Annotated in this window: 17 protein-coding genes; 8 read left to right on the top strand and 9 right to left on the bottom strand. The window is 73.1% G+C overall.

All coding sequences use genetic code 11. From position 1 onward, the window contains the following. Positions 1–13 precede the first annotated feature (13 nt). The 9 genes from IE200_RS01655 to IE200_RS01615 form a co-directional block, all read right to left on the bottom strand. Complete coding sequence (locus IE200_RS01655) at positions 14–568, bottom strand: RNA polymerase sigma factor (RefSeq protein ID WP_229855950.1); 555 nt, start codon at positions 566–568, stop codon at positions 14–16. Between the two features lie 72 nt (positions 569–640). Next, a complete protein-coding gene (locus IE200_RS01650) occupies positions 641–1,417 on the bottom strand; it encodes a DUF1295 domain-containing protein (protein WP_191277611.1) in 777 nt (258 codons plus the stop codon). Positions 1,418–1,421: 4 nt separating this feature from the next. Further along, a complete protein-coding gene (locus IE200_RS01645) occupies positions 1,422–2,750 on the bottom strand; it encodes an SAM-dependent methyltransferase (RefSeq protein WP_191277610.1) in 1,329 nt (442 codons plus the stop codon). After that, complete coding sequence (locus tag IE200_RS01640; protein WP_191277609.1) at positions 2,747–4,096, bottom strand: SAM-dependent methyltransferase; 1,350 nt, start codon at positions 4,094–4,096, stop codon at positions 2,747–2,749. The genes IE200_RS01645 and IE200_RS01640 overlap by 4 nt, the downstream gene beginning before the upstream one ends. Next, complete coding sequence (locus IE200_RS01635) at positions 4,093–6,111, bottom strand: FAD-dependent oxidoreductase (protein WP_191277608.1); 2,019 nt, start codon at positions 6,109–6,111, stop codon at positions 4,093–4,095. Before IE200_RS01635 ends, IE200_RS01640 begins: the two co-directional genes overlap by 4 nt. Then, on the bottom strand, positions 6,108–6,851 hold the full coding sequence (locus IE200_RS01630) for an anti-sigma factor (RefSeq protein WP_191277607.1): 744 nt from the start codon (positions 6,849–6,851) through the stop codon (positions 6,108–6,110). The genes IE200_RS01635 and IE200_RS01630 overlap by 4 nt, the downstream gene beginning before the upstream one ends. Continuing rightward, complete coding sequence (gene sigK / locus IE200_RS01625) at positions 6,848–7,462, bottom strand: ECF RNA polymerase sigma factor SigK (protein WP_191277606.1); 615 nt, start codon at positions 7,460–7,462, stop codon at positions 6,848–6,850. Before sigK ends, IE200_RS01630 begins: the two co-directional genes overlap by 4 nt. A 27-nt stretch (positions 7,463–7,489) precedes the next feature. Beyond that, complete coding sequence (locus IE200_RS01620; RefSeq protein ID WP_191277605.1) at positions 7,490–8,146, bottom strand: fasciclin domain-containing protein; 657 nt, start codon at positions 8,144–8,146, stop codon at positions 7,490–7,492. Between the two features lie 124 nt (positions 8,147–8,270). Further along, positions 8,271–9,812: a molybdopterin-dependent oxidoreductase gene (locus IE200_RS01615; protein ID WP_191277604.1), complete on the bottom strand. Its 1,542-nt coding sequence runs from the start codon at positions 9,810–9,812 to the stop codon at positions 8,271–8,273. Positions 9,813–10,019: 207 nt separating this feature from the next. Between IE200_RS01615 and IE200_RS01610 the strand changes: the two genes are divergently transcribed. The 8 genes from IE200_RS01610 to IE200_RS01575 all read left to right on the top strand — a co-directional run bounded on the left by IE200_RS01610 (position 10,020) and on the right by IE200_RS01575 (position 20,263). Further along, positions 10,020–10,790, top strand: coding sequence for an enoyl-CoA hydratase-related protein (locus IE200_RS01610; protein ID WP_191277603.1), 771 nt, complete (start codon positions 10,020–10,022; stop codon positions 10,788–10,790). Between the two features lie 70 nt (positions 10,791–10,860). Beyond that, positions 10,861–11,559, top strand: a complete 699-nt coding sequence (locus IE200_RS01605; protein WP_191277602.1) for an SDR family NAD(P)-dependent oxidoreductase — start codon at positions 10,861–10,863, stop codon at positions 11,557–11,559. Beyond that, positions 11,556–11,984, top strand: a complete 429-nt coding sequence (locus tag IE200_RS01600) for a hypothetical protein (RefSeq protein WP_191277601.1) — start codon at positions 11,556–11,558, stop codon at positions 11,982–11,984. Before IE200_RS01605 ends, IE200_RS01600 begins: the two co-directional genes overlap by 4 nt. 120 nt (positions 11,985–12,104) lie before the next feature. Continuing rightward, positions 12,105–14,282: a HelD family protein gene (locus IE200_RS01595; protein ID WP_191277600.1), complete on the top strand. Its 2,178-nt coding sequence runs from the start codon at positions 12,105–12,107 to the stop codon at positions 14,280–14,282. Positions 14,283–14,307: 25 nt separating this feature from the next. Beyond that, positions 14,308–15,135, top strand: a complete 828-nt coding sequence (locus IE200_RS01590; RefSeq protein WP_191277599.1) for a LamG domain-containing protein — start codon at positions 14,308–14,310, stop codon at positions 15,133–15,135. A gap of 90 nt (positions 15,136–15,225) precedes the next feature. Further along, the gene (locus tag IE200_RS01585) at positions 15,226–16,305 is read left to right on the top strand and encodes an NAD-dependent epimerase/dehydratase family protein (protein WP_191277598.1); all 1,080 of its coding nucleotides are present in this window, start codon (positions 15,226–15,228) and stop codon (positions 16,303–16,305) included. 111 nt (positions 16,306–16,416) lie between these two features. After that, entirely contained in the window at positions 16,417–18,309 is a 1,893-nt protein-coding gene (locus IE200_RS01580; RefSeq protein ID WP_191277597.1) for an anthranilate synthase family protein, read from the top strand. Positions 18,310–18,697: 388 nt separating this feature from the next. Next, positions 18,698–20,263 (top strand): sulfatase-like hydrolase/transferase, encoded by a 1,566-nt coding sequence (locus IE200_RS01575; protein ID WP_191277596.1) that lies wholly within the window; start codon positions 18,698–18,700, stop codon positions 20,261–20,263. Positions 20,264–20,269 lie beyond the last annotated feature (6 nt).

Genomic DNA, 20,269 nt, shown 5'->3' with positions numbered 1-20,269 from the left:
GCGGGGGCGGGTGTTACGGCTCGTCGGCGATCTTCTTCGCCAGCTGCTTGAGCCCGCGGTGGGCGGCGGCGCGCACCGCGCCCGGTCTCTTCCCCAGGATCCGGCCCGCGGTGGGCGCGTCGAAGCCGAGGACGGTCCGCAGCATGATCGCCTCGGCCTGGTCGCGGGGCAGGGCGCAGATGAGCCGGATCACGGCCTCGGAGTTGACCCGCCCGAGCGTGTCGGTCTCGACGTCGGCGCTGTCGGGCAGGTCGACCAGCTCGTCGACCGGGTCGTCCGCGACCGGGCGCCGGCGCTGGTGCCTCAGGTGGTCGAGCGCCCGGTTGCGCCCGATCGTGGTGACCCACCCGCGGAAGCCGTCGGCGTCGCCGCTGAATCGGTCGAGGTCGCGGAAGGCCTGCGCCCACGCCTCGCTGGCGACGTCCTCGGCGTCGGCGGCGCCGACCAGGACCGTCAGGTAGCGCAGGAGGGGTGGCTGGACGTGGCGGTAGACGACACGGAACGCCGCCTCGTCGCCCGCCCGCATGGCCTCGATCGCATGATCGAGCCCCTCCTCCTCCGCAGCCACCGGCGCATTGTCACCCGACGGCACCCACGGCCGGCACAGAACCCCCGTCGAACGCCGCGAACCCCGCCGTGGTCAGGAGCGCGGCGGACGCGGGAAGAACAGCGGGACCCGCGCGGCGTACTCGTCCCATCCCTCGCGCTGCGACATCGTCTTCTCGAGAAGCTTGGCGCCCGTGACGTTGCGGATGAAGAAGGTCATCGCCGCCGGTGCGAACACGGTCGACAGGCCGGGCAGCCAGCCGAGCGACAGGGCACCCGCGACCCACAACCCCCACCACACGCAGGCGTCGCCGAAGTAGTTGGGGTGACGCGTCCAGCCCCACAGGCCGGTGTCGAGGATCTTCGGCCGCGACTCCCGCGGCTTCGCCTTGTAGGCCTCGAGCTGGGCGTCGCCGACGACCTCGAACCAGAACCCGACCGCCCAGACGGCCACGCCGAGCCAGACCACGGGCCACCAGCGCACGTCGTACGCCGCCGCGACCTGCAGGGGCGCGGAGATGACGAAGGCGACGACGGCCTGGGTGAGGAAGACCCGGGTGATGACCGTGCCGGCGCCGGCGCCCCAGCCGGGTGCGCCGAGCATCTTCTCGTAGCGCGGGTCCTCGCCGTGGCCGCGCGAGCGGCGACCGATGTGCCAGGCGAGACGACCGCCCCACACGGTGACGAGCCCGGCCAGCAGCCAGGAGTGGAGGTCGGCGGAGAGCACCGCGAGGACGAGGGCGATCGCGACGAACGCGAGGCCCCACGCCACGTCGACCACCGCCACCTTGTCCTGGCGACGGCTCACCGCCGCCGTCGACCCCATGACGACGGCGGCGGCGAGGAACGCGGCGAGCACGGCGATCACCATCTGGTCACCATGCACGCACGGCCGGGAGGGTGTGGGGCGCGCCCGGGCGCACCGCCAGGATCTGGTCCACCCCCATCCGGCCGTCGCGGAAGGCGAGGGCACCGCCGACGAGGTAGAGCCGCCACACGCGGACCACCTCCTCGCCGACCAGCTCGCGGATCCGGTCGACGTTGGCCTCGAACCGCTCGAGCCAGCCGTGGACGGTGAGCACGTAGTGCTCGCGCAGCGCGTGGACGTCGCGGACCTCGAGCCCGCCGGACTCGATCAGGTCGACGGTCTCGCCGACGGGACGCATCGTCATGTCCGGGGCGATGAACGACTCGATGAACGGGCCGCCGCCGGGGTGCTTGCCGCCGCCCGCGCCCTGGCGCGACATCTGCTGGACCAGCACGCGACCGCCCGGCTTCACCGCGCGTCGCAGCACCTCGACGTAGGTCGGGTAGTTGCTGGCGCCGACGTGCTCGCCCATCTCGAGCGAGCCCACGGCGTCGAAGTGGTCGCGCTCGGGGACCTCGCGGTAGTCCTGCAGGCGGATCTCGACCCGGTCGCCGAGCCCGCGCTCGGCGATGCGGGCGTCGATGAACTTCTTCTGCTCGGCCGCGATCGTCACCCCCGTCACCTGCGCGCCGAAGTGCTCGGCGGCGTGCAGCGACAGCGACCCCCAGCCGCAGCCGACGTCGAGCATCCGCATCCCAGGCTCCAGGCCGAGCTTGGTGCACACCAGGTCGAGCTTGGCGCGCTGCGCCTCCTCGAGCGACACGTCGGGAGTGGCGTGGTAGCCGCAGCTGTAGGCCATCTGCGGCTCGAGGACCAGTGAGTAGAACTCGTTGGAGAGGTCGTAGTGGTGGCTGATCGACGACCGGTCGCGGGCCAGGCTGTGCAGCCGCCCCTTGATCCGCGCCTGCGACGCGGGGGGTGCCGGCGGACGTCCGAGTGCGCCGAGGCCGGCGGCCGTACGGACCGCGTCGAGCATCGCGCGGGGCGAGAGGCGTACGCCGGACAGACCGCGCTCGGCCCCGACCGCGAAGGCGTGGGTGAGCGCGGAGCCGAGGTCCCAGCCGTCCTGCTCGGGGACGTCGAGCTCGCCGGTGACGTAGGCCTGCGCGGCGCCGAGCTCGCCCGGGTGCCAGAGCAGGCGGCGCAGGGCGTCGGGGGAGCGGAGCACCACCAGGGGCGCGCCGTCGGGGCCGGCGACCGAGCCGTCCCAGGCCTCGAGGCGGACCGGGAGATCCCCGCCGATGAAGGGCCGGACCGCCTCGGCGAGACGCGCGGCGACGCCCCCGGTCGTGCCGGTGGCGGTGCCGGTGCTGGGGCGCGGAGCGGTCTGGGTCACTGGGTCCCCCTCGTGAAGGTGAGCTGCGAGACGTTGATGTAGCCGCTGGCGAACCCGGCCTGGGAGTAGGCGAGGTAGAAGTGCCACACCCGGGTGAACAGGTCGTCGAAGCCGAGGGCGAGGACAGCCGCGCGGTTGGCGAGGAACCGGCGGTCCCAGCGCCGGAGCGTCTCGGCGTAGTGGGTGCCCATCTCGAGCTGGTCGACGAGCCGCAGCGTGGTGCGGTCGCGGGTGATCTCGTCGATCACCTCGACGCTAGGCAGGAACCCGCCGGGGAAGATGTACTTGTTGATCCAGGTGTGGCTGTCACGGGTGGCGAGCATCCGGTCGTGGGGCATCGTGATCGCCTGGATCGAGACCCGGCCGCCCGGGTCGAGCACCTGGTCGATGGTCTGGAAGTAGGTGCCCCAGAACTCGTGGCCGACCGCCTCGATCATCTCGACCGAGAGCACCGCGTCGTAGGTACGGCCGGCGGCCGCGAGCGCTCGGTAGTCCATCAGCTCGACCTCGACCCGATCGGCGAACCCGGCGGCGGCGATGCGCTCCTCGGCGAGCTCGAGCTGCTCGACCGAGAGCGTGATCGTGTGCACGTGCGCCCCACGGCGAGCGGCCCGGATGGCGAGCTCGCCCCAGCCGGTGCCGATCTCCAGCACCCGGGTGCCCTCGGTCACGCCGGCCTGGTCGAGCATCCGCTCGATCTTGCGGCCCTGGGCCTCGGCGAGGTCGGGCCCGTGGCGGCGCGGGTCGTCGTGGTCGACCGGCTCAGGGGTGGTGGCGACCAGGTGCTCGGCGACCGAGCCCGGCCCCGCGGACTCCGTTTGCTGCGTGGTGTCGAAGAGGGCCGAGGAGTAGCTCAGTGTCTCGTCGAGGAAGAGCCGGAAGAGGTCGTTGGACAGGTCGTAGTGGTGGGAGATGTTGGCCTGGCTGTTGTCCTCGGTGCTGCGGTGGTGGCTGGGCAGCCGGGGGGTCACGAGGGCGCGCAGGTGCTGCAGCGGCTGCGGGACCAGGGTGGCCATCCGGGCGGCGGGCACGGTGAGGAAGCCGGCGAGGTCCTCGGCGTCCCACGCGCCGGTGAGGTAGGCCTCGCCGAAGCCGATGAGGCCGTCGCGCCCCAGGCGGGCGTAGAACTCCTCGGGGCGGTGCAGGCGCATCACGGGTCCGCCCCGGCCGAGTCGTCGTCCGGTGGGCTCCTCGACCACGGTGACGGCCAGCCGGGAGACGGCGGCGCGGAACAGCCGCTTCGCGACGGCCGCCGAGACCGCCGTGCGCGGGCCGGAGACGATGGGCTCGAGCGGCGGCATGCCCTGGGTGCGGGCCACGGCGGGTCGGTCCTTCTCGACGGTCATCGCACGCCCTCCTGTCGGTGGGTGGGTCGGGGGCGGATCGGCAGCCGCCGGGCCCACAGCCAGATGCCGTGCGCCCGGATCAGCGCGCTGCCGCGCAGCGCGGCGCCGAGGGTCCTGCGGACGGGGATGTCGCTGCGCGTGCCGGTGAGGCTCGCGCTGAACGGGGCCGAGCCACCGGCCTCGCCGTCGTGCCCGCGCAGGGTGACCGCCACGTGGAGCCGGTCGGTCGGCAGCGGGACGGCCACGTCGTACGAGCCGTCGACCCCGTGGAACGGCGAGACGTACATCGCCTTGTCGGTGCGCGCCCGGCCCTGCTCGTCGGGGTGGACGAGGTAGGCGTGGCGGTCGCCGTAGGTGTTGTGGACCTCGACGACCACGCCTGCCTGGTGGCCCGCGTCGTCGAAGCACCAGAAGATGCTGATCGGGTTGAAGCAGTGACCCAGGGTGCGCGGGTGCGCGGCCATCAGGATCGTGCCGGGCCGCGTGCCGTCGCCGAGCGAGACGCCGTTGTCGGCGAGGAACGACTCGACGTTGTCGCGCAGCGTGCGCTCGGGGGATCCGAGGTGGTCACGGGCCTCGAAGCGGGCGAGGACGCCGTGGTCTGGCAGGTCGTCGAGGTCGACCAGCCAGAAGGTCGAGCGGTGCTCGAAGCTGCGCCGGAACGGCGTGCGCCGGGTGTGGCGGATCGTCGTCTCGAAGCGCCCCGGCGTGGGCAGCACCGTGGAGGTGCGGGCCCACCGCAGCCCGAGGTGGGTGGCGGCCGCGAGACCGGATCGCGCACCGTCCTCGTGGAAGCCCCACCCGTGGTAGGCGCCGGCGAAGGCGACCCGCTCGCCGTTGATCTCGGGCAGGCGCCGCTGGGCGGCCACCGACCCGGGGGTGTAGAGCGGGTGCTCGTACTCCATCCGGTCGATGACCGTCGCCGGGTCGACGAGGTCCTCGCCGCCGAGCGTGACGAGGTAGTGGGTCTCGGTCGGGAGCCGCTGGAGGCGGGTGAGGTCGTACGTCACGGTGACCGCGCCGGTCTCGTCCTCGGGACGGAAGAAGTTCCACGACGCGCGGGCGCCGGCGGCGGCCGGCAGGAGCGAGGTGTCGGTGTGCAGCAGCGCGGGGTTGCTGCTGTAGGGCAGGGCCGAGAGGACCTCGCGCTGGAGGTCGGTCGGCGACTCGAGCATGGCCAGCGCGTGCGAGGGATGGGTGGCGACGACGACGGCGTCGAAGCGGGTGGTGGCACCGCTGCCGTCGGTGACCTCTACGCCGTCGGCGAGCTCGCGCACCGACGTCACCTTGGTCTCGAGCCGGACGTCGTGGAGGCCGGCGGCCACGCGAGCGACGTAGGTCCCGGACCCGCCGGTCACCGTGCGCCACTGCGGCGAGCCGAACACGGCGAGCATGCCGTGGTGCTCGAGGAAGGTGAAGAGGTAGCGCGCGGGGTAGTCGAGGGAGGTGGCCGGGTCGCACGACCACACGGCCGCCACGAGCGGCTCCATGAAGTGGCGCACGAAGCCGGGCGAGAAGCCGCCGGAGGCCAGGAAGTCACGCAGCGTCTGGTCGTCCGCGGCTGCGGGCGTACGGAGGACGGCGCGGGCGCGGCGGTGGAAGCGCGGGATCTCCAGCAGCATCCGCCAGTGCTCGCGCGAGCGCAGCGACGAGCGCTGGGCGAACAGCCCGCGCGGGCCGAGCGCCCCGGCGTACTCGACACCGGTGCCGGCGTCGCTCACCGACAGCGACATCTCCGACGGCTGGGTCTCCACGCCCAGCTCGGCGAAGAGCCGCAGCAGGGTGGGGTAGGTCCGCCGGTTGTGGACGATGAAGCCGGTGTCGATGGCGAGCTCGCCGTCGGCGGTCGCGACCCGGTGGGTGTCCGCGTGGCCGCCCAGCCGGTCGTCGGCCTCGTAGAGCGTCACGTGCGCGGTGCGCGAGGCGATCCAGGCAGCCGTCAGGCCGGCGACGCCGGAGCCGACGACCGCGATCCGGCGCTGCTCGGTGCCGGCCTCCTGCGGTGGGGACGTCACGTGGCCTCGGTCAGGTCGAACAGGGCGATCGGGTCGCTGGTCGGCTGGTCGGACCCGCCCTCGGGCTCGACCGTGATGCCCACGGCGACGGCCTCGGCCGCGGAGCCGTCGAGCACGACGGTCTGGTCGGGCGCGTCGGGCATCAGACCGGCCGCGACGAACTCCTCCTCGGGCGACATGAACCACAGCTCGTAGTCCTTGCCCTCCGGGGCCGAGACCATGTCCTCGGTCGTGATGACCGCCTTGTCCTGCGACTTCGACCGGACGACGGTGGCGCGCCCGGCCTCGCCGAGGTCGAGGAAGACCTCCTCCGCGTCGGGGGCCTGGAGCACCTGCTCGGCGGCCGTCAGCCGCGGGACCTCGTCGTCATCAGCCCACGGAGCGACGATCATCGCGCCGAGACCGACGAAGATCGCGAGTGCTGCCGCGACCAGAAAGGGCATCCAGCCACGCCGCCTGTCCGGGTGCTCGGAGCGTACGGGGGCCGGCGCCGGGCCGGGGGCGGGCACCTCGGGGGCGAGGGGACGGACCTGGGAGATGCCGGCGAGCACCGACTCGCGCAGCGAGGTCGGCGGGGGGACCGCGACGGTCTCGGAGAGCAGCGCGGCCGTCTCGCGGAGCTCGGCCACCTCGGCGCGGCAGTCGTCGCACTGGGCGAGGTGCTGCTCGAACCGGGCGCGCTCGAGCTCGTCGAGCGCGTCCATCGCATAGGCGCCGGTGAGCTTGTGCAGATCGCTCATGACGCAACTCCCATCAGGTCTCGCAGGCGGATCATTCCGTCGCGTATTCGTGTCTTGGCTGTGCCCAACGGGACGTCGAGCAGGGTGGCGACCTCGGTGTGGGTGTAGCCGCCGAAGTAGGTGAGCTCGACGGCCTGGCGCTGCACGTCGGTCAGGGTGGCGACCGCGCTGCGGACGCGTGCGGCCTCGAGCGAGGCGTGCGCCGCCTCGGCCGTCTGGTCGTGGTCGACCGGCATGCTCTCCCGGTTCCACGTCTCGTCGCGGGACGAGGCGGCCTCGACCGAGCGGACCCGGTCGACGGCCTTGCGGTGGACGATCGTGAGCAGCCAGCCCGCGGCGCTCCCCCGGGCGGGGTCGAACCTCGTGCTGGAGCGCCACGCGTCGAGGTAGGCCTCCTGGGTGACCTCCTCGGCGTGCGCCGGGTTGCGGACCACGCGGAGCGCGAGTCCGTACGCCCGCGCCGAGGTGGCGTCGTAGAACTCCGCGAAGGCGCTCTCGTCTCCGAGCGCCGAGCGGTGCAGCAGGTCGGCGAGCCTGGGGGAATCGCCCCCGGACGGGACGCCCTGGGGCGCCCCGTCCGGTACGGGCCTCACGTGGTCCACGTCAGTCATCCTTGCAGTGTGCGTCCTGGGGGACGATCACATCTGCGGCATCAGGACCTGGTCGACGACGTAGACGGTCGCGTTGGCGGTCTGCACGTTGCCGCAGACGACGCTGGCGTCACCGATGGTGAACTCCTCGCCCTCGCCCTCGACGGTCAGCATCTCGCCGGAGAGGGTCTCGTGCTCGCCCGCGACGTCCTCGGGGCTGAGGCGCTCGCCGACCACGTGGTAGGTGAGGACCTGGGTGAGGGCCTCCTTGTCGGCGAGGAGCGCGTCGAGGTCCTTCTTCGGGATGGCGGCGAAGGCGTCGTCGGTCGGGGCGAACACGGTGAGCGCCTCGGCGGAGTTCAGCGTGTCTCCCAGGCCGGCCTCGCCGACGGCGGCGACCAGCGTCTTGAGGAGCGGGTTGTTGGACGCGGCAGTCGCGACCGGGTCGTCGGCCATGCCCTCGACGGAGCCCTCACCGCTGGTGGGGACACCGGCGCAGCCGGGACCGAACGGGGCGTCGGCGGCCATCGGCTCCTCGGACTCCATGTCCTCCGTCTCCTCCTCGGACTCCATGGGGGCCTCGGAGGTGGTGGGCTCGGCGGCGCTGTCGGTGTCGGCCTCGTTGCCGCAGGCGGCCAGACCCATGGACGCGGTCAGGGCGAGGGCGGCGAGGCCCATGGAGCGGGTGCGGATCTTGGTCTTCATGGCAGTGCCTTTCGGTTGGGGCCAGTGGGGCCCGTGGGGCCCGCTGTCGAGAGGTGTTCGGTGCGACGGCGGGGGCGGATGGGTGATTTCGGAAAAAACTTTGGACAAGCCTTGGACAGACGGCTCAGGTGATGGTGACCGCGATCTCCTGCAGGCCGCTCGATCCCTCGGGGAACGGCGTCATCCGTACGTCGGTCTGCACGTCGCCGTCCTTGTTGGTGGCGCGACAGGCGATGAAGTGCTGGCCGGGCTCGGCGTCCCACTCGACGTACCACTGGCGCCAGTAGTCGTCGCTCACCTGAGGACCGAGCTGGGCGGGGCGCCACGCCTCGCCGTCGATGCGGACCTCGACCTTGTCGATGCCCGAGCCCTGGGCCCAGGCGATCCCGCCGATGACGACCGTGCCGGCCGCGGTGCTCGACAGTGGCTTGGGGGTGTCGACGCGGCTGGAGATCTTGATCGGGGCGTCGGTGGCCCAGTCGCGCTCGGTCCAGTACGCCTGCTCGGCGTCGTAGGTCGTGAGGGTCATCCGGGTGATCCACTTGCAGGCGCTGACGAACCCGTACAGGCCGGGCACGACCATCCGCGCCGGGAAACCGTGGGCGCGCGGCAGCGGGCCGCCGTTCATCCCGATCGCGATGATCGCGTCGCGCCCGTCGAGGGCGACGGCGAGCGGGGTCGAGATCGTCATGCCGTCGACGTCGGTGGAGAGGATCTGGTCGGCCCTCGTCGCGTCGATGCCGGCGCGGGCGAGGACGTCGGCGAGCGGCACGCCGAGCCAGCGCGCACCGCCGACGTAGGGGCCACCGACCTCGTTGGACACGCAGGTGAGGGTGATGTCGCGCTCGACGGTGTCCATCGCGGCGAGGTCGTCGAAGGTCAGCGTGACCTCCTGCTCGACGTCGCCGTCGATCGTGAGCGTCCACGAGTCGACGTCCACGGTGGGCAGCGTCAGGCGCGTGTCCACGCGGTAGAACTCCCCGGTGGGGGTGCGCAGCGGCGTGATGCCGTCGTACGTCTCCTCCAGGCCGGTGGGGAACGGCGACGCGGGGTCGGTGGCGACCGGCAGTGCGACGTCGGTGCCGCCGAGGCGGTACGACGTCACCCAGCGGCCGAGCGCCCCCATGGCGACTGCGGCCGCGGCGAGACCGCCGGTGGCCAGCACGACCCCGCGTCGGGTCGGGCCGTCGACCCCCGACGACGGCTCCGCGGGAGCCCGGCCGTCCACGCGGTGCAGCCACCACAGGGACGTGGCGCCGACAGCGGCGGCGACCAGGGCAGGAAGGAGGTCCAGCGGCCCGGCTCCGGGACGCAGGACGGCGAGCACGCCGGCGGTTCCGGCGAGGCCCACCAGCACGAGCAGACCGGTCGTCTCGCGCCGCGCGGTGATGACGCCGGCGATGGCCGACAGCAGCAGCACGACGACCGTCACGGACCCGATGAGGATGATCTTGTCGGCGCTGCCGAACTGCCGGATCGCCCACTCCTTGACCGGGGTCGGGGTCAGGTCGATGACCGTCGAGCCGACGGCCAGCACCGGCGAGGCGGCCGGGACCGTCAGGGCCGCCACGAGGTGGGCGGCTGCCAGGCCGACGAGGGTGGCGAGGACGCCGTACGCCGCGTGGCGCGGCGTGCGGGGCCGGGACCGCTGCTCGGAGGTCTGCATGGGTGGGGTTCGGAGCGGCGGGTGCTGCGGATGGGGGTGGGGCCCTCCCGGTAGTCCAGTGGCGACCTGCTGTGCGGCGGGCTCGGGGTAGTCCAGTGGCGACCTGCTGTGCGGCGGGCTTCCGGACGACACCTCGGCACTGGACTACCGAAGGGGCCCGACAGGACGCCACTGGACTACCGCGGGCGGTGCGGCAGGATGCATGCCATGACCGCCCCCACCGACGACGCCCCCGCGGAGCTCGTCCACTACGCCGTGGCCGACGCCGTCGCCACGATCACCCTCGACAGCCCCGCCAATCGCAACGCACTGAGCCGCCAGCTGGTGACCGAGCTCTTCGGCCACCTCGAGCGGGCCGCGGCCGACGAGGCCGTACGCGTGGTGCTGGTCGAGAGCTCGGGCAAGGTCTTCTGCTCCGGGGCCGACCTCACCGAGGCCTCGACGGAGGGCATGGAGGCCGGCACCCGCCGGATCGTCGACCTGCAGCGGCTCATCGCCACGCTCGACAAGCCCGTCGTGACCAAGAACCTCGGTGCCGTACGCGCCGGCGGCATCGGCATCGTCGCCGCGGCCGACATCGCGATCAGCGCCGAGGAGGCCACCTTCGCGCTCACCGAGGTCAAGCTCGGCCTCGCCGCGGCGATCATCAGCCTCACCGTCCACCACCGGATGAGCCCGCGCGCCGCTGCCCTCACCACCTTGGGCGGTGAGGTGTTCAGCGGCGCCGAGGCCGCGGCGTACGGGCTCGTCACGAAGGCGGTGCCGGCGGAGCGACTGGACGAGGAGGTGGCGGCCACGTGCGCCAGCCTGGCCACGGGTGCGCCGCAAGGGCTGCGCGAGTCGAAGCGGATCCTCAACCGCGACCTCGTCGCCCGCATCGACGCGCTCGGCGAGGAGATGGCTGCGACCAGCACGCGGCTGTTCGCCTCCGACGAGGCGCGCGAGGCGATGACGGCCTTCCTCTCCCGCGGGAAGTAGCCCCCGACTGCATCCGCGACGGCCGTTGCGGGAGAGAAGGGGGTGAGACCCCCTTCCGGGAGGAGCCCCCATGCCCGTCGCCCACCAGACCCCCCGTCCCCTCGACGGCGCCCGCATCGCGGTCGTCGGCGCCACCGGGGTGCTGGGGTCGCTCCTGACGACCGAGCTCTCGGCGCGCGGCGCCCGCGTGCTGGTGGTCGGGCGCGACGCCGAGCGGCTCGCGGCGCTCCCCGGCGAGGGGCGGGTGGTCGCCGACCTGGGTGACGCCCGCGCGGGGGAGGACGTCGCCCGAGCCGCTCGTGAGCACCTCGGTGGGCTCGACGGACTGGTGAACGCCGCCGGCGTCGTCGCCTTCGGCTCCCTCGCCGACACCCCCGACGAGGTCGTGGAGGAGCTCTTCCTCGCCAACGTGGTCGGTCCGCTGCTCCTGCTGCGACGGGTGCTGCCGCTGCTGGAGGAGTCGCAGGGCTTCGTGGCCCAGGTCAGCGCCGTCGTCGCCGAGCAGCCGATGCCGCGGATGGCGGCGTACTCGGCGAGCAAGGCCGCGCTGAGCGCAGCTGCCGTGTCCCTGCGGACCGAGCTGCGGCGCAGTCGCGTCGACGTGCTCGACGTGCGCCCGCCGCACACCGAGACCGGGCTGGCCACGCGGCCGCTGTCCGGGCAGGCGCCACGGCTGCCTGCTGGAAAGGACCCGGGGGACGTGGCGCGGCGCATCGTCGAAGCCATCGCCGCCGGCGAGCACGACCTCGGCCCGGAAGCCTTCGGGTGAGCCTGACCGAGCCCGGACCGTGGCTGCTGGTGGTCGCGGCGGCCCACCTCGGCTTCCAGCTGACGGTCGACCTCGTCGTCTACCCGGCACTCGGCGACACGACCGACGACGCGTGGGACGAGGCACACGCGCGGCACTCGCGGCGCATCGCCCCGCTGGTCGGGCTGCTCTACGTCCCGCTCGTGGCGCTGCTGGCCTGGACGGTCGCGGTCGAGCCCCAGGCGGTGGGCACGTGGCTGGCCACGGTCGGCGGGGCGCTGGCCGTGGTCACCACGGCCGCGCTGGCGGCTCCGATGCACGGGCGGCTCGCCGCGGTGGCGCCCGCCGAGCGCCGTGACCTGCTCCGCACGCTCGACCGGGTCGACCGGGTCCGTACGGCCGGGGCGGTGGTGTGCCTCGCGGGTGCGGTGCTCCTGGCGGGGTGACCGCGCGCGCCGGTCCACACATCGCCGCGGAGTCGGCGGCGCGCAGGGTGCGCCGGTACGCTTTCCGGTCTGCCCCGAGACGGTGGGGCGGGTTGTTCATCGGGGGGATGAGGAGCAGGAGTGAGCGAGGAGCTCGAGGCGCGGGAGATCGCGGCGGAGCAGGCGTACGTCGACGAGGTCTACGTCCAGCTGGAGGCATCGACGCGCAGCGCGCGGGCGCTGGCGGCCGAGGGGCACAGCCGCGGCAAGCTGGAGCACGAGGGTGGCCTCGTCGAACGCGACGCGATGGTCTTCCAGGCGGCCAAGCGGATCGCCCAGCTCGACGCGGCGCACGAGGGACTCGTCTTCGGACGTCTCGACCTCGACCCGTCGATCGACGCGCAGCCGCGCTACATCGGCCGCATCGGCGTGCGCAACGCCGATCGCGACGTGCTGCTCATCGACTGGCGCGCACCCGCGGCCGGCGTGTTCTACCAGGCCACGGCCGCGACCCCGCAGGGCGTCGTACGCCGTCGCGTGCTGCGCTCGCTGCACCGCACGGTCATCGGCGTCGAGGACGAGCTGCTCGACCAGGAAGCCGAGACCGACCTGCCGATCGTCGGCGAGGGTGCCCTGATGGCCCAGCTCTCCCGGGCCCGCGACCGCTCGATGCACTCGATCGTCGCCACGATCCAGGCCGAGCAGGACCAGGCGATCCGTGCGCCGGGCAAGGGCGTCGTGTCGATCTCCGGCGGACCCGGCACCGGCAAGACCGTCGTCGCGCTGCACCGGGCGGCCTTCCTGCTCTACTCCGACCGGCGCCGCTACGAGGGTGGCGGCGTGCTCGTCGTCGGACCGAGCGGCGTCTTCATGCGCTACATCGAGCGCGTCCTGCCCAGCCTGGGCGAGACCGCCGTCGCGCTGCGCTCGCTCGGTGAGGTCGTGGGCGGCCTCCGCGCGACACGCCACGACGAGCCTGCGGTCGCCGACGTCAAGGGGGCCACGCGGATGGCCGAGCTGCTGCGCCGCACCGCGCGCCAGCACGCGCCCGGCGCCCCGACCAGCTTCCGGATCTACTGGCGCGACGAGACCATCGTGCTCGACCCCGGCCTGCTCGGCCGGCTGCGTCGCCAGCTGATGTCGCAGGGGCGCCGCAACCGCCAGCTGCCCCGCGTGGCGAAGACCCTCCTCGACGCGATGTGGCGCCAGGTGAGCGGCGAGCGCGGCAAGGAGCGCGGCCGCGAGGCCTTCGACGACGACATGCTCGGCCACGCCGGGTTCGTCGAGTTCGCGTCGGCCTGGTGGCCGCCGCTCGACGCGCAGACCGTGTTCGGCTGGCTGCGCGACCCCGAGTTCCTCGCCCGGGTCGGCGAGGGCGTGGTGTCGCGGGAGGACCAGGCGTTGCTGCTCAAGTCGTGGGCCGCCGGGGACCTCTCCATCGAGGACGTCCCGCTGGTCGACGAGCTGCGCTACGCCCTCGGCGACGTCCCGCAGCGCACCGACGACGAGCGCGACCTCGACGAGACCGGGCTGCTCGAGGGCGGGGTGGACCTCCAGGAGCTCACCACCATCTCCGAGCGCGAGTACGCCCCCGGCGGGCGCTCCTGGGCGCCGCCGACGCACCGCATCGAGGACGACGGCTACGCCCACGTCCTCATCGACGAGGCCCAGGACCTCACGCCGATGCAGTGGCGGATGGTCGGTCGTCGCGGCCGCGCCGCCAGCTGGACGATCGTCGGCGACCCCGCGCAGTCGTCGTGGCCCGACGCCCCCGAGGCGGCCGCCGCCCGCGCGGAGGCGCTCGAGGGCAAGGACGTCCACGAGTTCCACCTGTCCACCAACTACCGCAACTCGGCCGAGATCTACGCCTTCGCCGCCGACTACGCCCGCCGCGTCGGCCTCGACGCCGACCTGCCGGACGCGGTGCGCCGTACGGGCGAGGAGCCGCAGGTGGTCGGGCCCGTCGACGACCTCGAGGCCGCGGTGCGCGAGGCGGTCACCACGACCGCCGGGCGTGTCGAGGGCACCGTGGGCATCGTCGTGCCGGCCGCCCGCCGCTCGGAGGTCAACGCCTGGCTCGCGTCGTGGCCGGAGGTGGCCGACGACGCCCCCGGGGCCCGCGCGGCCGTGGACTCCAGCGTCACGCCGAGCGGCGAGGACCGCATCGTCGTCCTCACCGGTCTCGACACCAAGGGCCTGGAGTTCGACGGCATCGTCGTGGTCCGGCCGCAGGAGATCGAGGACGAGTCGGCCACGGGCCGTGCCACGCTCTACGTCGTGCTGACCCGTGCGACCCAGCTCCTGACCACCGTCGGATGACCTCGACCTGCACACCGCTCGGAGGATGATGTCACTGCTCGCGCGCGTCGTCGTCGTGCTGGTCTCGGTCGTGTGGGCCGCCGTGACGGTCCAGGGGTCCGCGGCCCACGCCTCGCTGGCCCGCGGTGACACCGCCGACTCCGACCCGGACGCCACGTGGGGGTGGGAGCAGGTGTTCTTCGACGGCTTCGACGGGCCCCCCGGTGCCCAGTCGGAGCAGTGGCACACGATGCCCGGCCACGGTCCCGCCGCCCAGAACGGGGTGGGTCAGCTCGACGTCGGACCGCTCGCCCAGATCCGCAGCACCGCGGGGTGGACCCTCCCGGTCGGGACCCAGGTGCGGGTCACCGCCAGCCTCGTGATGCCCGACACCGGAAGCGGCTACGCCGCGTTCTGGGTGCAGCACCCCGATGGCGCCGACCCCCGTGAGATCGACGTGATCGAGAGCTACGGCCCGCTCAAGCCGGCAGGAGCCCAGGTCGGGTCCCACATCTGCTACGACGACACCCCCGAGACCGCTGCCAACGCGTGTGCCGCCACCGGACGTGGGCCCGAGCTCTGGCCCGTGACGCAGGCCTTCCCGCCCGGAGCCGAGCCGTGGAGCGTCTACTGGGAGTACGCCGCGGACTTCGCGATCGGCGGCGAGGGCGTCCTCTTCTCGGCGCGCGACGGCCAGGGCGGCACGACGTACGAGGTGGCGTCGACGCCGGACGCCCGGCGCGTCCCCGGCAACTCCGTCCCCTTCCATCTCCGCCTGTCCAACAAGGCGGTGCTGCCCGAGCACGTGGTCGCGGGCGGCAGCCGGCCCAGCATGCTGGTGGACTGGGTCAGCGTCACGGTGAAGTACCCCTAGCCGGCAGCGGTCCCCGGCCCAGGCAGGCCGGGGCTGAGGTGGGTGGGTGCCGACACCGCGGCCACGGCGGACAGATCCTAGGCTGGGTCCATGCCAACCCCATCCCTGGCCGGAGGCCGTGTCCTCGTCACCGGCGGTGCCGGCTTCATCGGTACGACCCTCGCTCGAGAGCTCGCGGACCGCGCAGAGGAGTGGGTGGTGCTCGACAGCCTGCACCCCCAGGTGCACCCGGGCTCGCTGGCGCCGACCGACCTCCCCGGGTCGGTCGACCTGCGCGTGGGAGACGTCACCAGTGCCGACGACCTCGACGCGGTGGTCGCCGACCTGCGCCCTGACACCGTGGTGCACCTGGCCGCGGAGACCGGCACGGCCCAGTCCCTGGACGAGAGCACTCGCCACGGCATGGTGAACGTCGTCGGCACGACCCAGCTGCTCGACTCCTTCACCCGGGCGGGTCACGTGCCGAGCCACTTCGTGCTGACCAGCTCGCGCGCGGTCTACGGCGAGGGCGTGTGGCGCAACGCCGACGGCTCCACCTTCCAGCCCGGGCTGCGCACGCACGCCCAGCTGGAGGCCGGGAGCTGGGACCACGGCGACGGCGCCGCCCACGTCCCCAACACGGTCGACGGGACGCATCCCAACCCCATCAACGTCTATGGCGCGACCAAGCTCGCGCAGGAGCAGATCCTGTCCGCATGGACCGGATCGCGCGACACGCGACTCTCCATCCTGCGCCTGCAGAACGTCTACGGCCCCCGCCAGTCGCTGTCCAACCCCTACACCGGGATCGTCTCGCTCTTCTCCCGGATGGCCCGCGAGGGACAGTCGATCCCGCTCTACGAGGACGGCGACATCACCCGCGACTTCGTCTACATCGACGACGTCGTCGACGCCCTGGTGGCAGCGATCGCGCGCAAGCCGGCCGACCACGTGCGCATCGTCGACGTCGGCAGCGGTGTTCGCACCACCATCGGCGACCTGGCCCGCGAGATCGCTGCCTACCACTCCGCGCCCGCGCCGCACGTGACCGGCCAGTACCGCGACGGCGACGTGCGCCACGCCTCCTGCGACGTCGAGGCCACCCTCCGGCAGCTCGACTGGCGGCCCAGGGTCAGCCTCCGCGACGGGATCGCCGAGCTCCAGCGGTGGATCGCGACCCAGCTCGAGTGATCGGGGACGGCGGGTGACGTCACCGGGTCCGGTGTGTCACCCGATTCCGCCCACCGGCCGCTCGGCGGACAGGCCGGAAGGGCACACGAGGGCGCCCGTAGGGTTTCGGCCATGACCGAGATCCCCGCCGTCCGTGACCTCCTGGAGCAGATCCAGGGGTACGGCGCGTGGGCGGTCATCCGGCGCAAGGCCTCCCCGACGGCCGGCCTGATCGGCGGCACGCCCCACGAGGTCGCGTCGCTGCTCGACATCCCGCTCGAGACCGGCGCCCCCGAGACGGGACGGAGCGCCGACCGCCTGGTCGCCGTGCCGTTCCGGCAGGTGCACGAGCGCGGGTTCGCCGCCATCGACGACGGCACGCCGCTGACGGTCGTCGACATCGAGGCCGAGCACGAGGTGTCGGTCGACGCCCTGCTCGCCGCGCTGCCCGACGTGCCCGTGGAGTTCGCCGACCGCGGTGGGTTCACGACCGGCGACGAGGACTACGCCGAGGTGGTCGAGGCGATCATCCGCGACGAGATCGGCCAGGGCGAGGGCGCCAACCTCGTCATCGGCCGGCACTACCGCGCGGTCGTCGCCGACTGGGACGCCTCCCGCGCGCTCACCGTGCTGCGCCGGCTCCTGGAGCGCGAGCGCGGGGCGTACTGGACGTTCTGCTTCTTCACCGGCGAGCGCTTCCTCATCGGGGCCAGCCCGGAGCGCCACGTCTCGGTGCGGCAGGGCGACGTACGGATGAACCCGATATCGGGCACCTTCCGCGTTGCCGGGCACGGCGACGGGCTGAAGGAGCGGCTGCTGGAGTTCCTCGACGACGAGAAGGAGGTCTTCGAGCTCTTCATGGTCGTCGACGAGGAGCTCAAGATGATGTGCGACATCTGCCACGAGGGCGGCCAGGTGCTCGGGCCGTTCCTCAAGCCGATGACGCACCTGATCCACACCGAGTACCTCCTCGCCGGCCGCTCCGACCGCGACCACCGCGAGATCCTGCGCGACACGATGTACGCCGCGACCGTCACCGGCGCGCCCGTCGAGAACGCGTGCCGGCTGATCGCCGAGTACGAGCCCGAGGGTCGCGGCTACTACGGTGCCGCGCTGGCACTGTTCGGGCGCTCGCCCGACGGCACCCCGACCATGGACAGCCCGATCCTGATCCGCACCGCCGACGTCTCACCGGCCGGCGAGCTCAAGGTCACCGCGGGGGCGACACTGGTCCGCGACTCCGACCCGGCGTACGAGGTCGCCGAGACGCGCGCGAAGGCCGGCGGCATCCTGAGCGCCTTCGGCCTGGCCCCGGCGGCCACCTCCGACGGGACCGACATCGCCGAGCTCACGCGCGACGAGGACGTCCTGCTCGCGCTCGGCACCCGCAACCAGCGGCTGTCCCGGTTCTGGCTGACCGACCAGGCCGGCGAGCCCGCCGACCCGGGGCTGGCCGGCAAGCAGGCGGTGATCCTCCACGGCGAGGACGACTTCGTGAACATGCTCGTCCACGTGCTCGGCGTCTTCGGCGTGACCTCGCGGGTCGTGCGGCACGAGGACTACGCCCCCGGGGCCTTCGACGGCGCCGACCTGGTCATCGTCGGCCCCGGCCCGGGCGACCCGCGCGAGGGCGACCACCCCAAGATCGCCGCGTTCCGCCGGGCCGTCGACGACCTGCTGGCCTCCGGTCAGCCGTTCCTCGCGGTGTGCCTGGGCCACCAGACGCTGTGCCACCGACTCGGCCTCGACCTCGGCTACAAGGACGTCGTCTTCCAGGGCACGCAGTCGCCGGTGCGCCTCGACGGCCGCACGGAGCGCGTCGGCTTCTACAACACCTTCGTGGGCCGGGTGCCGGACGGCGCCACCCTGCCCGCCGGCGTACGGGTCGAGGCCGACGAGGCCACCGGCGACGTGCACGCGATCATCGGCCCGCACTACCGCGGCATCCAGTTCCACGCCGAGTCGATCCTCACCGAGAACGGCTACGACCTGCTCCACGCAGCGGTCCGCGACCTGCTGTCCTGACCTCTGTCCTGTCCCTTGGTCGGACGTCGATCGGTGTCCCCGCCCTCCCGAACCCGGGTAGTCAGGGACGTTCTCGTAGGCGCAACGGGCCAAGACCCGACCAGAACGTCCCTGACTACCGCGGGCTGCGGACACCCCTCGATCCAGGTCGAGGCATCCGACGGATGACGAAGTCTCGGCGTGGCGGGCAACCGTCGGGCCGCCTGCGGCGTCACCCTAGGTAGCCATCGCGGGACACGACGGGGGAGCAGTGCGGAAGATCAGGGGAGCCGTGGCAGGCCTGTGCCTGCTGGCGTTGACGGCATGCGGGGCGGTTACCGGGCCGCCCGGCGGGGAGCGGAGGCCGGACGGCGTCGCGCCGCCGCGTACGGAGAGCACGGCGTCGGCGGTGGGCGAGCTCGCCCCCGCGGCCGCGCGCGCCAGGCGGCCCAACATCGTCGTGGTGATGCTCGACGACTTCTCGATGGACCTCGTGCAGACGATGCGGTCGGCACAGCGCATGCGCAAGGCCGGTGCGAGCTATCCGCACTCCTTCGTCACCGACTCGCTGTGCTGCGTGTCGCGGTCGAGCTTCTTCACCGGGCAGTACCCCCACCAGACCGGGGTGCGTACCAACACCTCCAACCGCGGCACCTCGCGCCTCGGCGGGTGGCCGGCCTACGACACCAACGGCAACCCCGAGCGGGCGTTCAACGTGCGGCTGCAGGAGGCGGGCTACCACACCGGCTTCATCGGCAAGTTCCTCAACGAGTACGAGTGGTCGCCCGGCCGGGCGCTGCCGCCCGTCGTGCCGGGATGGACGACCTTCAACACCGTCTTCGGGTCCGCCTACGACGGCTGGGACTTCGCCAGCACCACGCTCGACGGCCAGCGCCTGCGGCTGGTGCAGCACCCGGCGCCGCCCGCGAGCGCGAGCGACGCGGCCAAGGACGAGGCGTACGCCGGGACCGTCATCGGCGACCTCGCGATGGACTTCGTGAAGGCCAACGAGGCCTCCGACGCGCCCTACTTCCTCGAGGTATCGCTCTACGCCCCGCACAACCGGGTGAACCCCGAGCCGCACTACGCCGGCGACCCGCTCTTCCCCCCGATGTTCCGCGACAGGTCGGGCCCGCGCAGCTGTGGCCGGGTGGCCTGCCGCAAGCTCACGGTCGCCGACCTGCCGGGCTTCGCCGACCAGCGCCGGGACAACCGTCCGCGCCTGGCCGACGGCTCGCGGGCGCGCGCCTGGAACACCGTGCGGACGCTCCCGGCCGCCGTCGCGGTCCGCGACCTGCGCGACCGGGCGCGGATGGCGCAGTCGGCCGACCGCCTGGTGTCGAGGATCCTGCGCACCGTCGGGCCCCACACCTACGTCGTGCTCACCTCCGACAACGGCTTCCACCTCGGACAGAACGGCCTCGGCCGCGGCAAGGGGACGCCGTACGACACCGACTCCCGCGTCCCGCTGCTGGTCACCGGCCCGGGCGTGGTCCCGGGCAAGCGCCGCGAGGTCACCAGCAACATCGACCTCGCGCCGACCTTCGAGGAGCTGGCCGGGCTGTCGCCGGCACCGTTCCGCAGCGGCCTCTCGCTGGTGCCGACGCTGACCCAGCCGTCGCTGGTGCGCCAGTCGTACGCCTTCCTCGAGCACACCCAGCAGACGCTGACCGGCGACGACCCCGACGCCGCCTTCACCGGCTCCGAGCTCGACCGGATCCCGTCGTTCACGGCGGTGCGGAGCCGTACGGCGCTGCTGGCGCGCTTCGACCTCGACCCGCGGCGCAACCGGACGACCTGGGGCTATGAGTTCTACTCCTACCGCAAGGACCGGTTCGAGCGGCGCAACGACTTCGCCCGGAAGTCGCGGCGCGACGAGGTGGCCGCGCTGATGGAGAGGCTCACCGCGTTCGACGGCTGCCGGGAGACCGGTGACCAGCCGGTGGCGGAGGCGTGCCGGGCAGTGCGCCGCTAGCACTAG

Origin of the sequence: Nocardioides flavus (ex Wang et al. 2016), from assembly GCF_014653115.1 — a bacterium.
Taxonomy (GTDB): domain Bacteria; phylum Actinomycetota; class Actinomycetes; order Propionibacteriales; family Nocardioidaceae; genus Nocardioides; species Nocardioides flavus.
Note: the sequence above shows the minus strand (reverse complement) of the source record. Positions and strands in the feature narration are given on the sequence as shown.

Excerpts from the sequence above, each read along its gene's own strand:
- IE200_RS01650 (WP_191277611.1), bottom strand. The coding sequence starts at position 1,417 with ATGGTGATCGCCGTGCTCGCCGCGTTCCTCGCCGCCGCCGTCGTCATG.
- IE200_RS01640 (WP_191277609.1), bottom strand. The coding sequence starts at position 4,096 with ATGACCGTCGAGAAGGACCGACCCGCCGTGGCCCGCACCCAGGGCATG.
- IE200_RS01630 (WP_191277607.1), bottom strand. The coding sequence starts at position 6,851 with ATGAGCGATCTGCACAAGCTCACCGGCGCCTATGCGATGGACGCGCTC.
- sigK (WP_191277606.1), bottom strand. The coding sequence starts at position 7,462 with ATGACTGACGTGGACCACGTGAGGCCCGTACCGGACGGGGCGCCCCAG.
- IE200_RS01620 (WP_191277605.1), bottom strand. The coding sequence starts at position 8,146 with ATGAAGACCAAGATCCGCACCCGCTCCATGGGCCTCGCCGCCCTCGCC.
- IE200_RS01615 (WP_191277604.1), bottom strand. The coding sequence starts at position 9,812 with ATGCAGACCTCCGAGCAGCGGTCCCGGCCCCGCACGCCGCGCCACGCG.
- IE200_RS01610 (WP_191277603.1), top strand. The coding sequence starts at position 10,020 with ATGACCGCCCCCACCGACGACGCCCCCGCGGAGCTCGTCCACTACGCC.
- IE200_RS01605 (WP_191277602.1), top strand. The coding sequence starts at position 10,861 with ATGCCCGTCGCCCACCAGACCCCCCGTCCCCTCGACGGCGCCCGCATC.
- IE200_RS01590 (WP_191277599.1), top strand. The coding sequence starts at position 14,308 with ATGATGTCACTGCTCGCGCGCGTCGTCGTCGTGCTGGTCTCGGTCGTG.
- IE200_RS01585 (WP_191277598.1), top strand. The coding sequence starts at position 15,226 with ATGCCAACCCCATCCCTGGCCGGAGGCCGTGTCCTCGTCACCGGCGGT.
- IE200_RS01580 (WP_191277597.1), top strand. The coding sequence starts at position 16,417 with ATGACCGAGATCCCCGCCGTCCGTGACCTCCTGGAGCAGATCCAGGGG.